We start from the raw sequence: 15,105 nt of genomic DNA on the forward strand, positions 1-15,105 counted from the left end.
TTCCACCTGGTGGTCCCGCGCGCGACGATGCAACCGCGGAAAGGCGAAGCATCCCTGATGCACTGCCACGTCTAATTCCGGCAGGCTGCTATGAGGGCCTAACCTAATCGCGCTCCGGTGAGACACCTCGATGCGTCGTTCGATATCCAGCGCACCATCAACGGCCGGGACGCCGACGTGACCGGCCGTCCGCCACGGAAAGAGCAAGCCGCTTCTTGAGCGCATGCACGTGGTTGCGGGGCGCGAAACCCTCTCGCCCTCCTCCGAGGTCCTGAAGCCTACGAAATAACATGCTCAGGCGCTGGGACGACTTCGCCCGCTTCCTCGACGATGGCGAGAAGTCCTTACCTTCAGTTCGTGGCAACTTTTTTTGGTTTTTCCTTCCAGGCAGCCACCATGCGTTCGTAGGCCTGCTCGACGCGTGCGACGTAACCAGCTTCCCGTTCGCGGATTTCTTTGATCCAATAGTCCCGGCCCGGGCCAGCCTTGCCGTAGGCACGGGGAGCCCCAGCCTTCAGAGCCACCTTCCGAAGTTTCATCGCGGTGAACGCTGGCCGCGCGTAAGCGTAGTCCTTCCCGGTCGTCAGGACGTGCCAGATCATGACTGCGAGCTTGCGCGCCGTCGCGACGGCTGCGACCCCGGCCCCGTGCTTTTTCTGCGTGCGGTTAAAGAATGCTCGCAACGGACCCGGCGCCGTCTTGGCTGACCACGCCGCCTCAACCAGCATCTTGCGGGCGTCACGGTTGCCCTGCTTCGAGATCCGGCCATGCCGTGCCGGGTACTCGCCTGACTGCCGAACCCGCGGAGTCAACCCGAAATAGCTGCTGAGCTTATCCGGCGACGGGAAGCGTGCGATGTCGCCGATGGAGGCCAGTACACTCGATGCGACAACCGAACTCACGCCGGGGATCGTCATCAGCTTGAGAGCCCGTGGATCGTCCAGAGCCTGCTGGGCCACGACTTTGTCGATCTCCGCCAGTTGCTTCGTCACGCGTTCGAGTTCCGCGATCAGACGCCGGAGCATTGCACGCTCCTCCGGTGGAAGAGGCAGACTGTCCAGCCAATGCTGTCCGCGCTTGCCGAAGAGATAGCCCTTGTAGGGCGGAATGAGGTTGGCATGCAGGATAGCCTTCATGCGTCCTTTAATCCGGATGATCTGCGCCAGGACGCCAGCGCGCTCGGCCATCTGGCGCCGGCGGCTGTAGGTGCCCTCGTCAGCAACCCAGACCTCCGGCAAGAAGCCGGCAGCATGCAACTTTGCCAGGGTCGCAGCATCGACCTTGTCCGTTTTGACTCGCGCATAGGCGATCGCCCGAACGAGCCTCGGATTGGCGACCGCCACGCGCTTAACGTGCGGGCGCAGAAGACGTTCGACCGCCGCGCTGTTGCCCGTCACCTCGATGACCACCTCATCCTCGAGGCTGAGTGTCTTGGCGAAGGCGACAAGCCGATCGTGGATGAGATCTACGCGGAGCTGTCGGATTATTGTTCCGTCCTCCAGGATCGCCACCTGGGCGAACGATCGATGGATGTCCATGCCAACGATTTGCATGCTTGGTTCTCCTTTGTCTTAGGAGCCAGTGGCTTGCACGACATCTACGGATCCGCGCTCGCAGCGCAGCCGGGCAAGTCGTAGGGGGCGGCCAAGTAAAAGCGAGCTCACAGCTCATGGTCATGGCGGCCTGCCACCGTTTCGTGCTCCAGCGCCCCTATCCCGGCTTCGACAGACTAATCCGGACGACCAGTCCTCTCCACCGGGTTTGAGCGCTGAAAACATCATGCCCTTTAACAATTGCGCTGAGCGCGCATTGAGAGGCATCGCGTTGGGAGCGCAACCGGACCTTCGCCGGTAGCCGGCGGGGGGCCGATCGTGCCGCCATCATGCTGACGATGATCAGGACCTGTCGCCTCAACGACGTCGAACCCAAGGCCTGTCTCGCCGAGGTCCTGGTCCGGATCGCCGACCTTCCCGCGACACGCCTGCACGAACTGCTGTCCTGGGAATAGAAGCTCCTGCGCCAGGCCGATAAGCCCGCCGGTCAGCAGGCCGCCTGACCTTCACACAGCTGATCGTAGAGCTCGTTGTGCCCGCGCACATGCGTCAATCAGCCGGCCTTCGTCGTATGCGCACTCAGCTCCTCAGGTGAGACACTATGATGCTCTGCGAACACACCGATGGCGGATCTTCGATCGGCGAGAAGCGCATTTGACTCGGTCGCACACCCTGTTCAGTTGAAGCCGACACCAGCGCCTAGTCGGTCCCCCAGTGCCTGCCGACTGATGACGAGATTATTGAGGTTCAGGTCCGGCCGTCTTGCTGCCAATCGCCTAACCAGTTCCCGGGTGCCGTCCACGACAAAGACGCCGCAGTCATAACCGTTCTGCTGCTGTCTTATCGGGGCCTGTTGCAGGTGAGCGTCGAGCCGTCGTGCGAGCTCCGCTGCGGGCCTGTCATTATATCCCTGCGTGGAGTCATAGTGATAAGCGACCGGCCGGTCCCGATCGCGGCGATCAACCAGCAGCAGCGACCAGTGACTGCCGCGCCGATGTCTATCCGTATTGCTGGCATCGCTTACCGGCAGGAACAGGAAGTCGGCTGTATCATGGAGAAACCACCCTAATGCTCGTTCGGCGACCTCCTTGGAGGGGGATCGCAACATTTGGGCAATCAGGGGATCCACGAACCGCGTCCGGGCGGCGAGATCCGGATTGTTCTGCTGCAACTCATTCGCCAGGAGCTCATAGTCCTGCTGGATATGCTCGTCACCCAGCCACTGCGTGGGGCCTAGCACGGGTCCGCTGCGGTGACCGGAAGAGGCAACGCTAGCCGAGGAGCCGATCTGAGCACCCGGGACAGGAGACGGGCGAGGATGATGGATGAATTGCGCACCGCGGCGTCCTCGCGGCCCCAATGTGATCGAGTACTCACCTTTGGAGACCTCGGTTGGGCCGCTGAACTGGGTCGGCAGGACCCCGATGTTATCCAGGACATCGAGTAAGAAATTTGGCACCGGCTGGGAGCCATGCTGCCAATCCATGTCGACTCGGTCTCCGATGTCCTCAAGCTCTTGAAGTACGCCCGACCGCCCGACGAAGAACGTGGGTTCACCGGCAGGGCTGAGCACCGGCGCTGACTGAGCATCGTCACGCATCTGCTGCGGTGCGTATGGCAGATCAACGAAAGAGTTGAGACCGCGGTAGATGTCTGACGATTGAGCTGGCACGTCTGATAATTCAGTGAAGACCGGCGATTTGGCGGCAGCTCCACTCACCGGCGCCGACTGAGCATCGTCTCGCATCTGCTGCGGCGTGTACGGCAGATCAACGAAGGACTGAAGACCGCGGAAGGTCTCTGCCGACTGAGCTGCCGCGTCCGATGGTCCGGTGAAGAGCGGCGATTTGGCGGCAGCCCCACTCACCGGCGCCGACTGGGCATCGTCTCGCATCTGCTGCGGCGTGTACGGCAGATCAACGAAGGACTGAAGACCGCGGAAGGTGTCTGCCGACTGAGCTGCCGCGTCCGATGGTCCGGTGAAGAGCGGCGATTTGGCGGCAGCCCCACTCACCGGCGCCGACTGGGCATCGTCTCGCATCTGCTGCGGCGTGTACGGCAGATCAACGAAGGACTGAAGACCGCGGAAGGTGTCTGCCGACCGAGCTGGCGCGTCCGATGGTCCGGTGAAGAGCGGCCGTCTGGCGGCAGCCCCACCCACCGGCGCTGACTGAGCATCGTCTCGCATCTGCTGTGGCGTGTACGGCAGATCAACGAAAGACTGAAGACCGCGGAAGGTGTCTGCCGACTGAGCTGGCGCGTCCGATGGTCCGGTGAAGAGCGGCGGCCTGACGGCAGCCTTACCCACCGGCGCTGACTGAGCATCGTCTCTCACCTCCTGCGAGATGTACGGCAGATCAACGAAAGAGTCGAGACCTCGGTAGATCGCCGACGACCCATCTGGCACAGCTTCCGGCGTCGGCCACTCAAAATCGTGCGGCAGGTGCGGCGACCACGTAGAGTTCGACTCGCCACGCCGCGGCTCGCCACCCGCCTGCTCGGAGGAGACGCCCAGCGCAGCGTTCGCCTCGACGAGCCATAGGTAGCTCCGAAGACGATCGAAGCCCATGTCAGCATTTCGACTAGCTTTTTTAAAGTCCGTGTGATCGTCGTTCAACGACTTTTGCTGCTCACTGGTGCCGGTGAGTCGGCTCACTATGCTCCCTCGCCCATTCCTTTGGAGCCAAGCACCGAATCTTCGTTGGTTGCGGGCTAGATTTTGAACAACTTCTCTCCGGCTAGTCTCCTCGGGTTTGAGCATGCTCAGCTCTGCCTTTTCCAGGCCGTCAATGATGCGGGCGTCATCGGGATGAAGATGCAATGTGCGCGACGGGACAGCATGACCGCTGGGCTTCCGAGACGCACCCGCTCTGGAAACGTGCTCGGCATCGCCAACCTTGTTTAACGCGAACAATAGATGCTCGTCCTTCGGGAACAACTTCTGAGCGAATTCAATGCGCGCAGCGTGGTCTAGCCCGGATATCGAGTGGCCCGCAAGATTAAGCGCGTTAGAAAATCTGCGAAGACTACGATCATGACGAGCAGCGCTACCCGACGTCATGCCACTGGCATTAAGCCGGTCTGAGAGGGGCGCGTCGTCCGCTGAGGGGATTGTGCGCGGCCGCCCGCCAGAAGCTACATAGCTCGGGTCATGATACGCACGAAGAACACTCAACCCTTTCTTTATGTCTTCGTCGTTAGGGAAGTAAGTCTTGACGTGACGGACCAGGGACTCGTGGTCCCCCAGATCAATCTTTTGGCGATGAGCGCCAAGATGATTTCCAAGTCGGCGAAGCGCCTGAGTATAGCGCTTAACCGTCTTCGGTTTTGGGTTTTTCTGAGCCGCATATTGGGCAATCGCCTTATCGATAATGTCCCGATCTTCTGCAGAGAGATGGGGATGGTAGTTGCGGCCGCCACCGGAGACAGGACCCGGATCCGGTGGGCGCGCCTCCGCCAAGTGCTGCTCAAAGCCCTCTTGCCCGGCATGCCCCCCCTGGGGCTCTTCCAAGACCGCGTGCTGCACCCGGGACCAAGCTGTTACATTGGATGGATCGAAATTGTACGGGTCCACGATAGCCTCACGTCCAAGAAATCAATTGAGCTGATCCTATTATGGATAGGCTTTCCAGAAGCTGACGAGGCCGTCGCTCGCGAAGCAATGCATCGCCACATCGGCAAAACGACTGCCCGGCGGCTCTCAATCGTCGCGGGGCTTCATGGGTTTCAGGGCCCGCCTTGCTCTCGGCCGATGAAGCTTTCCGGCGGCATGGGAGCCGACGACTTGTCATTGCTTTGCTTGAAACGGCATACCGGCGGCCCCGCACTTGTCCGCGGTCGATCTTCTCTCCCGGCTGGAAGCGTCTGCGCGCGGTCGGCTGAGCGGCCATCAGCGACGTACGCTGCAGTGATTTCTGAAGTATTGGCGATCAAAGGCCGCTCGACGGCTCATAAGCACCGCAGAGATCAAACTAGCGGTCCGAGCTTCATGTTTTAGGATCTAATCTCGACTGGTTATTTCGTCGAACACCGCAAGCTGTTCGCTCGCTACGGCGCTCTGGAGGGCACGCTTCGCGAGCGGCTTGCTCGACTCGCGGCAGCTGATTCAGGAGAGACTACCGTGGGCTTCCGGCCACAATATCGACAAACGAGGAGTTCGTGAAACAGTAAGCGTAGATCGGATCCCGTTTTGACTGGCGCTTCACCGCTATATTAGCCCGCGCGATGCGCTGACGCGCCTTCCACTTTCCGGACAATGCGAAGAGACCGGCATCACTGTCCGCCAATGAAGTGGCGATCACATCTATGGGCCGCACGGGCGCACATGTTCGTGTTCGGGAAAAGACGGCTCACCCTGTGACATCGGGGTATTCGACATCGCCCGACACACCGCCGACATCTTCCGGAGGACGCGACCGAGGGCATCGGGCAACCGTGAAAGGCCGTTCGTTGGCCTGGTGTCCGATCACTTTCGAGCTTGATCGGATGTGCCCGGCTGTCATCGACGTCGCGGAGGTAAAGGATCGTCTTTCGTGAATGATGTCGCAGAGCCGGGCCTTGCAAATATCGATAGGCTTCTGCTGACACCTTCTCGCGGCACATGGCATATGCGAGTTTCACGACCTCTTTGAAGAGATCGGCTTATGTCCATGCTTGACCATACTCTTCGGTCGGACGCCCGCTGGACAGATCGGTGGCTTCCAGTCAGGAGGGCATCGACCCACACCGGCCGCTTTCGTTTTTATGAATCGCGTCGGGTTCGTCAGCTTTCGGAAAGCTTGTCATTCTACAGTGACGTCGAAGTTAGCGGCGCGTGGTAGGGACAGCGCTTACCCCGTGTATGCGTGGGGCTTTTGGGCGCCGAGTCACGTTTCTGCTAACTTCAACCAGTGCGGGCGTGGCAGCGACAGCGTCTGATTCACCGTCCTGACCAGCGCCGAGTCGCGCCCGCGCTGCTTCCGGTGTGACACTGGGATCATATGTAAGCCTTCGGATCTTCCAGAACTAATAGCCAGCCTCCGCGGAGAGGGAATCCAGGCCGTAAATTCGAAAATTGTTGAAGGACCTTGTAGTCGGCTCGCCCAAAAGTTTGACCGTTAGGCTTGGAACGAACACAGTGCATAGTGCTATCAGTTTCGGTTCCGGTGTTGAGATCTTCAACCAGAGCCGGACCTCAGCGAAAGCGCAATGACGAGGACAAGCACGGATTGTTGCCGAGCTCGTGGCGAGCGTCGACTCGGTCGTGCGATGGTGCGACGGCACGCATTGTCGTTGACAGCAGCTGTTTGGCTGGCGAGGTCAGTGGAGAAGCGGCCGGTGACGATTCTAAAGCAGACGAAAATAAAACTAGTGCCGATTGTTTTGGATGCGTGATGCCCGCCCTTAGCCCTGAGCGCAAGAGCTAAAGGCGTCGAAACCCACGCGGGGAGCTTAGCCAACTTTCAGGAAAATCTAACGGGCCGCCGGTCCCGCATGAGTGCAAGCGCAGCCCATTCAGGCTTTGACGCGCCAGGGCACGAGCTCATCAATCTGAGTGACCGACCAGCCTCTCTCTGAGCATTTTCCCCTTGCTGCATTACTTCCAAAGAGCCTCGGCCGAGCATGGCCCTCCAACGTCCGAAGGGGCGCTGTGAGCTCTGCTTCACGTCGGGCGCGCGTTCAGGACGCCACAATCCATGTTCCCTGCCGTAGTTGCACTGCCGGACGCGAGGCGGATGTCCGGCATCGATCGCGAAAGGATCCACTCGCTGGCCTCGGCCAAGTATGTTGCAACCTCCCAAACACTCACGTCATCCTTAGTGTGACGACAGTCGATATATCATGTCGGTTCGGGTTCCTGTAGCGGTCGGCGAGACTTTTGAACAACTCACCCATCTGATCTGAGCGAACAATAAATTCCCCATAGTTGGGATCAAAGAGGGTCGTCATTCCATTCGATGTCGACGTTGCGATTGTGTGGGCGCCACCTGCGGCGAAACGCAAGCTGATCAAGTAGATCGACCCATCGTCGGCGACCTCATTCACGATTTGGTCAATGCGCGAAGATGTACCAAACCTATATCGCGTCTCTTGGGCGAACGGCTCTAGGCCGGCTTCGCGTAACATCGTCCTTTTTGCCTGAAGGTTGTGGGACCCTTCCGCCCTATTCCTTCGCAACAGACTCTTGAGGTCTTCATATCGCTGCTGCCGGATTGCCGCTGAGCTGTGATTTTGAGTTCCTGGGCGCAGCGCCGTCATCCGGGATGATGGGCTGCTCGGGAGATTGAGGAGCCACTCCGCTGCCAATCCAACGCAGATTCCGTCGACATTGGCCTCGGACAATTCAGCAGCCCTGTATTCGAACAGAGGACGAATAGGCCTCGCGGGAGAGGATGGATTTGAGCTGGAGGACAGAGAAGATGTGCTGGGCTCCGAGGTGCTTGGACTATAAATGACTGCATCTGAGGTCTGTGGCTTGCTGCAGCAGAGCCCCATTTTGTCGGACAATTCCCCAGATGGCGGGCTCTCCCGTTGAGCCAGATTCGTCAATGCTTGAGCAAATTCGTAGCTGTCCGCCGCCCCACTCGGTTCGTCAGCTTGATTAGGGCGTGTGGATCGGTCACTAACTCGATTATACATACCGCCTCGCCTGCTTCTTCAGCCTACGTTTCCTCAGAACGAGCGCGGGCTGCTTGCACTCTGCTTGCAAATGATCTCGCGGCAAGCTGACGACGAGCTGACAACCAGATAACTTAGCGAAGCTACCGCCCCGCGCCTAATTGGTGTCTCGACGGTCTCTGCTCACGGGCCCCGCTGCAGATGCGAGATTGTGGCCGACGAGCTGATGACTGTCGCACAGCGACGGCAGGCCCGACCTTCTGCAATTCCGGATGCGGTCAGGGTGATGCGGCAAGAGCGCCTTCGTCAAACTGAATTCGACCGTCGCCTTGAACTCGATCTCACAACCATCGCGTTACGCCGCCGGTCGGCACACACTTCTCGCTGCAAAGAGTGCGCAATTCGCATCGTCGGATCGCCCAGTGATGCCTAGTGAGGATCGTCGGCCCGGCGAGATGCTGTTGTTGCCGCCGAACTGCGTTCAGCATGGCTCCGCGATCTTTACCGGGACCAGTGCACTATTAGATTCTTCTACTCGATAGTAGCTAATTCGGCCCAGCCCCGCGCACGGCTACGACCAGTTGATCCTGACATACACACGCTTTTGACGCCTCAGGTCGGCGGCGCCGAATCGGTGCTTCTGCAGCCGCTCGGCGTCACCTTCCGCTTGGGTTCCTAATCAGCTCATCATGGTGCAGCGCTCATCCGCGCGAACAACATTGCTGCGTCTGAGGGCCCTAGTCCAACGATGCCTACAAAGCTCGGCGGCGGCATCGGAATGTCCCGATGCGTGGGTCTCCACAGGTGAAGGCAATATCGGCTGTTATTCACATACTGCGAATATGGCGGATGCAGTTGCATGACGCACTCCTCTTCATCCCAGAACAGGTCTTTTACAAAGCACATCTCTTCCCAATTCGGACAGCGCCGCGGCGTCGAGACCGCAACATGCTCCCAGCCAGGACGAACGAATCCACTTATCTTTAGCTCACACCCGCAAGGCCCCTGCACAAGGAAAACGCCGCAAGGGCCTGATCCCGGAACCGTAGCGAACCGGCCGTGCTGCACGCGGCCGGCCTCCAGCTTCTCTATCAACTGCGCTCGCACGCCCGCCCCTTTGCCTTTCGGAGGTCCTTGAAACCGACGCAGAGCACGTTGTCTCGCAAAGCGCTACTATGCCGCTCTTCAGAGCACCATCTGAGAAAGCCGCAGATGTCCATCATCACTCGTTCTCCTGCTATAGTCTTCTAACGATCGCATCGTGGACCGAACGCTCTCAGCGGCCACTGATTACGTGAGTACGAGCGGTAGCACGATCTGAGCGATGGCGAATCAGTCCGCCGACCGCACCTTCCCGCTCATAATACAACTCTGTCATCGAGCCGCCCTCATGCGAAGGCATCCTACTCATCGATGCCAGCCAGTATTGGTCGCACATCGCCGAATAGAGCGCGCATCAGCGACACTTATGTCTGCCATCGCTCTCCCGCGCTTCAGCAAGCGTTATCGCGCATTCACGTCATGGCGCTTGAGCAGACACTGGCGGCACCTCCTCTTCAATGAATTGGTCGTCATCATGGCATTCTCTCTATAGTGGGCTTTGAAATCTAGATTCCATGATGACTCGCAAAGCTAGTGATGGCTCCCGCTGAACCGACGATATTACTGCTTGGTGAGATCGTGCCTGATCATTCACGGCTTTCTCGTCGAGACTGAACAGTGACAATGCGCCCATCTATGTGAACACGATTGAAATGTACGGGGGTGCGTCGAACCGGCCTGCACCGAGAGCCGTGGACGCCTGGTATGAACTGACGTCGAACCGATGACATCCAACGGATCGCCCGCCACCTCGGCCCTCTCCTTGTAAGCTAACGGTCAGAAACAACGATTAGTGGATCTCAATCAGGGCGACCGTCGGCCGATCTTCACGGGACACTACGATGCAAGTCCGCACTCATTTCTCACGGTATAGCGCTCGCGATACCGCTCAGCCTTCTGTTGCTAATGCGAGTGTTGTTTTTCGGACATGGACGTCGCGAATCCGACCTCTGGCAGCGGCTCTGTGTCGACAACGTCCGACATGCGCGCTTTTGTTGGCATCAAAGCGGTGCTGATACTTCTGCGTCATGGCATGTAGATTGCTGCGGTGACGGAAAGCGACCCTAACTGCCATACACGAGCCTACCATCGGACGGAGGCTCGCCGCGCAACAGGCAACCTTCCGATGCTCTCCTTATGCAAGAGGACTGCGAACTTATGAGTGGTACGAGGCATGCAAAGTCCGGCATTTTTCGGTCGATCAGGGCGACGTCTGATGAAATGACGCATTGGCGCGCACCAAAGCACCCGCCGACCAAGCATTACGGCGCCGTTTGTCGCTCCCGGCAGCAAAGGGGGTGGAACCTTTGGCCGCTGGCCGCACTCCTCATAAATGCGCTGCTTTGGGCCGGACTCTGCTGGATCATCGCAACGTTCTTCTGAAATCATCTCGCGGATGGCAGAGGCGCTAGGGCTTTGCGACGCCTTCGCATGCCGCGACCGCACCGAATGCGCACGCACCATCAATCGGACGTGCCCCCTTTCACACTTGGTTCCGGCGCAAACTTCGCGGGACTACCTGGAAATCCGCCCCTCGGGCGAACGCAAAGGAAATCTTGAGGCATAACGCAGATACCTCGAATTGGCGAAACTGATATGCCATTGCAGCCTCGACGAAGTTCCACGCACTGACCTGTAACAGCTGAACGTTCCGGCGCTGATGGCATCGCGGCGTCCGCGTTTACTGCGACGCATTGACCGCAAATTGAGGTCTAGGCTGCGCATTTTCTTATGAGGATTAGCTTTCGAGAAGCTGACGAAGCAAGTCGGCCTGAAGGAGCGTTGGGCAGGCGGACTGCTCCGCCATATATGTCGCGATCCGGAGCGCGGCACAAGACCGTCAGGATGCCCGCCCTACGGTGCCCCTCAACGTCCCTTCCAGGCACTGACTTGCTTGCTGAGCGACATTTGCGTGGCCATTGGGTCCGGTAGCGACCAACAGGCTGGCGTCTTTTGATGATCTGTGGGGACGCTTTACAGCTCTTCCTCATGCCACGGATCGTCCTCGTCTTTGTGCATCTGCCACACGTGGGCGCGCCGAGCCAGCTTGTCGTATTCCACGGCAATTTTGAGCAGCCTGTCTTTAGCTTTCCCGTCGGCGAGCGCCTCCGCTTTCTTTCGCGTTGCTTCCGCACGGCCTCGCCAGTGCTCGGGTTGGTAGAGTTTACTCTTCGGATTCATGCCGAGAGCATGCAATTCGCAGATCAAAGAAATGCGACACCGGCGCTCCGTATAATCACGTAACAGCGACGCTTGGAGCCTCGGGTGCCGAGGCGGGCAGTCGCCATGCACAGCCGCTATTCTGAAACACCACTGTGCGCGTTGCGGCCGAGGCTCGTACGAAGAACGCACAGCCCCGACATCCTCAGACGATCAGACGCACGAAGGGGCTTGAATCGCACGTAGCGTTAGATTGTACGATCCTCGACAAGCCGCAACCACCTCCGACAATCCGGGCCGTTCCAGACACGTCAAGAGAATTGCGAATGTTTCAGATATCTAAACTCACCTGGCGCGACTCGATCAGGACGCTAAGATCCTCAACGAGCATCCTTGTCCGCGCTGCGTCGGAGCTGCTCGTGTCGCGACTGGACGAAATCGCGCGTTTCGAGCTCTACACGGCAGGCGCTCCACCCCAGCGGAACGCCAGACGGAGACTCCATCCCAGATAACCTCACCCAGCGTCTTCACATATCGCTGAACACAGGCGCGACTACAGCAAACGTAGTCTCGTCGCGCGCCATCATGGTTCGCTAACGATCGAATGCATCATCAACAGTAGCTTGGGCGCACCTGCGCTTTTGCCTGCCCTCTCCCTGCGTCGCGATAGGGGCATGCCCTTCACCCCGGCGTCGCGCTGGCTACGGCGTCGGTTGGCGGTAGGCTGAGCCAGAGTACCTAAGCACATGTCAGGCCCAAACAGTGCCTCGCGACATCCAGGCATGTACCGAACCACTGGAAGCTCCAGAATGATCACTTGCTGGGCCAGCTCAGCCGCCAGTGCTTCCACTCTTCGTGGTGCTCCGCCACTAGGCAGGTGTCGCTTCTGTCGTGCCGGACGGGATGACCAGCACCGCACGGACCGCAAAAGCGGAAGAACGAGCATGCCGGCACCTTCCTTAAGCAGTTCCGGCCTGTTCCTGCGGACAGGTCACGTTGCGCTTCGCGCAGGAAGAACAATAACGCAGCCAACCGGACTTGAATGGATATCATGACTCAAAATCAACGAAGTCATTTGGCTTCGCGCCTCACAATCTCCCGCTGCGCCATTGCTCTTGTCATCGCAATGACAGCGGTAATCTCAGGGCCGGTCAACGCGGGCGAGGAAACGCCGACCGCAGAAGAGAAAGAGGCGTGCATGGAGGACGTGTTCCGCCTTTGTAGCAGCCACATACCAGATCGCACCGCTATCACTGCCTGCCTCAGATCCAAGCAAGCGAGTCTCAGTCAGCGATGCCGCTACGTGATCTCCGTGCGAGACACTGGCAAGAAAAGCAGCGACTCGAAGTGAATGTGGCGGCCTGTTCGTTCGCCTATCCGCGGAAGCGATCGCAGCGTGACCTGCAGGACACCCGCGGTCAGGTGACGCGCATGGCCGCCTATAATTGACCAACGCTCTGGTTCAGTCGCGCTTGTCGAGATAGGCGAATGCAGAAATTGCCCTTCGATACGTTCCGATTGCCAATAGGGGTGCGGCGTACGTTATCAAAACGCTGCACAAGCTTGAAATTCGCTCTGCAATCCTACCATGAGGTTGATGCGGGGCCCGCTCTTCGAGCGCGAATGTTCGGTGCAGCCCGTTTGCAGATGTTCATCCAGGACCTGCACTTTCGCAGCCCGACATTGTTTCAACTGGGCATGCAATCGAGCTCACCCCCTGCGCGGCGGCTCCGATACGCGGATTTGTCCCGACCACCGGCAAAGTGCTTCGTCTCGAGTCTCCGGATGGCCTATGGATCGACAGCGGCATCATGCAAGGCCGGCACATCACGGCGTTCGATCCAATGCTCGCCAAAATCATCATGCCACCGCAGAGGCTGCTCTGAAAACCGATCGCCTCGACGGGCCACAGCACGGCGTATTCTGCTGTAAGGCAGGACCGAACATGACCGGGCCCCACGCGGGCGGATCAACGGGACGCGTCCATCGCTCTGGAACGGCCACCTTCATTTACAACCAGGTGGGGTTATTGTGTAGAGCCAGCTAAGATCGGGCTCGACCTACCCAGCACGGATAGCCTCGAAGCAGGTAGAGGAAGCCGCTTCAACGGTTCACCACCGCGGCCGGCGACGGAAGGCTAAAGGCTTTGAAGGATGCGGTGATCCGGCCGGAACACCGCGGTAAAGAGGCCACTGCGGGCACGAGACAGCGTCATCGGTCCTGCGGCAAACAACTGCAGTGTTCTAACTGACCGACGATCTCCTCTCGACGGCACCACCGAAATGGAGAGCTTGACCCTCACGTAGCGTCAGGTTGTAGCCTCGCCAAGTGTGCCCACCTCAACCGACGGCCGCCTCAAGCGTCAATGAGGCCATGTCACGTGGGGCGGGCCACTGCATCAAGGCAATCGGCGCCGGGTCTCTTCAACGATGTCTTGCGGAAGAGCCCGAGGCTTGGACAGGGAACGTGTAAAGTTCGATGGAAGTGCTTAGATCGATCATCGGCAAAGTTGCCACTGGCGCCACTCTGACGCGTGAGGAAACTGCGTCAGCCTTCGACAGCATGATGTCGGGTTACGCAACTCCCTCGCAAATCGGCGCCTTGTTGATGGGGATGCGGGTCCGGGGCGAGACGGTCGAAGAGGTCACTGGCGCCGCCTTGGCGATGCGGAATAGAATGCCGCGAGTCGAGGCGACATGCAACCCCGTCGGCCTCGCTGGCACTAGCAAGACCCCTATGCATTCGGTCAACGTGTCGACGTGTGCTTCCTTCATCGTCGCCGGGGCCGGCATTCCCGTGGCCAAGCATGCCAACCGCGCTGCGTCTTCGGGTTCAAGCGCCGCAGTCGTGTTGGCGCGCCTCGGTGTAAAGGTTGATCTCAAGCCTGACGCGATCGCACGTTGCGTGCAGGAAGCCAACATCGGCTTCATGTTTGCGTCAGCCCATTATCCGGCGATGCAGCGCATCGGGCAGATCCGGACCGCAGTTGGAACCCATACGACCTTTGATCTGATCGAGGCTCTGTGCAATCCGGCCGGGGTCAAGCGGCAGATCGTTGGGGTACTGTCTCCCGAATGGTTGCAGCCTCTGGCATACGTCTTGAAGAACCTTGGTGCCGAGTCGGTATGGGTTGTTCATGGCTCGGACGGGTTCGACGAAATAACCCTCACCGGCCCAACGTTTGTTGCTGCGCTTGAGGCGGGTATAGTCCGCACCTTCGAAGTGACGCCGGAACAAGCCGGGCTCCCCCGCTGCCGCAACGACGCGCTGGAAAGCAGCGATGCGGAGACTAATGCCGTTGCGCTGCAAAATGTGCTCAATGGCGTACCAGGTCCATTTCGCGACGCCGCGCTTTTGAACGCGGCGGCGGCGTTGGTCGTGGCTGGGCGGGCCTCGACACTGCAGGAAGGCGTAGCACTTGGACAAGAATCACTTGATCGCGGCGCCGCAGCCGCTCGACTGAAGCGCCTGATCACGGTTTCGAACGCCTGACAGCCGAGCCAGCCGATGTTCCAGTATTGCGACCAGGTCTGCTGCTCACGAGCGCGAAAATATTGGAGCCACCAATGCACGTCACTTCTGCGGAGCCTGCGCCGCCTGCGCTCGGTCGAAAGCAATTCGCGCCGAGCACGGGCGCGAGAGCCAACCTCAACGATGAAACCCTGTTGCAGCCCGCGTTGCCGAAGTGAGGACC

6 protein-coding genes and 2 pseudogenes are annotated in these 15,105 nt (G+C 59.3%); 3 read left to right on the forward strand and 5 right to left on the reverse strand.

Annotated elements, in window-relative coordinates; genetic code table 11:
• Window positions 1-117: 117 nt before the first annotated feature.
• Window positions 118-335 (forward strand): annotated as a pseudogene (locus E4K65_RS50070) (IS66 family transposase); the annotation flags it as partial.
• Between the two features lie 15 nt (window positions 336-350).
• Here the strand turns inward: E4K65_RS50070 and E4K65_RS34940 are convergent.
• On the reverse strand, window positions 351-1,538 hold the full coding sequence (locus tag E4K65_RS34940) for an IS110 family RNA-guided transposase (protein WP_135178037.1): 1,188 nt from the start codon (window positions 1,536-1,538) through the stop codon (window positions 351-353).
• 250 nt (window positions 1,539-1,788) lie between these two features.
• Between E4K65_RS34940 and E4K65_RS34945 the strand changes: the two are divergent.
• Window positions 1,789-2,008: pseudogene (locus E4K65_RS34945) on the forward strand (transposase domain-containing protein); the annotation flags it as partial.
• A gap of 221 nt (window positions 2,009-2,229) precedes the next feature.
• On the opposite strand, the gene E4K65_RS34950 reads toward E4K65_RS34945, so the two are convergent.
• From E4K65_RS34950 to E4K65_RS34965, 4 genes are all read right to left on the reverse strand, one after another.
• Window positions 2,230-5,127 (reverse strand): Ulp1 family isopeptidase, encoded by a 2,898-nt coding sequence (locus E4K65_RS34950; protein WP_235885843.1) that lies wholly within the window; start codon window positions 5,125-5,127, stop codon window positions 2,230-2,232.
• 2,210 nt (window positions 5,128-7,337) lie between these two features.
• Window positions 7,338-8,171, reverse strand: a complete 834-nt coding sequence (locus E4K65_RS34955) for a YopT-type cysteine protease domain-containing protein (RefSeq protein WP_135177997.1) — start codon at window positions 8,169-8,171, stop codon at window positions 7,338-7,340.
• A 666-nt stretch (window positions 8,172-8,837) separates the two neighbouring features.
• On the reverse strand, window positions 8,838-9,257 hold the full coding sequence (locus tag E4K65_RS50075; protein WP_135177998.1) for a DUF7694 domain-containing protein: 420 nt from the start codon (window positions 9,255-9,257) through the stop codon (window positions 8,838-8,840).
• Between the two features lie 1,968 nt (window positions 9,258-11,225).
• The gene (locus E4K65_RS34965; RefSeq protein WP_209312117.1) at window positions 11,226-11,432 is read right to left on the reverse strand and encodes a hypothetical protein; all 207 of its coding nucleotides are present in this window, start codon (window positions 11,430-11,432) and stop codon (window positions 11,226-11,228) included.
• Between the two features lie 2,457 nt (window positions 11,433-13,889).
• Here E4K65_RS34965 and trpD point away from each other — a divergent pair.
• The gene (gene trpD / locus E4K65_RS34980; RefSeq protein WP_135178000.1) at window positions 13,890-14,903 is read left to right on the forward strand and encodes an anthranilate phosphoribosyltransferase; all 1,014 of its coding nucleotides are present in this window, start codon (window positions 13,890-13,892) and stop codon (window positions 14,901-14,903) included.
• Window positions 14,904-15,105 lie beyond the last annotated feature (202 nt).

It is taken from the genome of Bradyrhizobium niftali, from assembly GCF_004571025.1.
Taxonomy (GTDB): domain Bacteria; phylum Pseudomonadota; class Alphaproteobacteria; order Rhizobiales; family Xanthobacteraceae; genus Bradyrhizobium; species Bradyrhizobium niftali.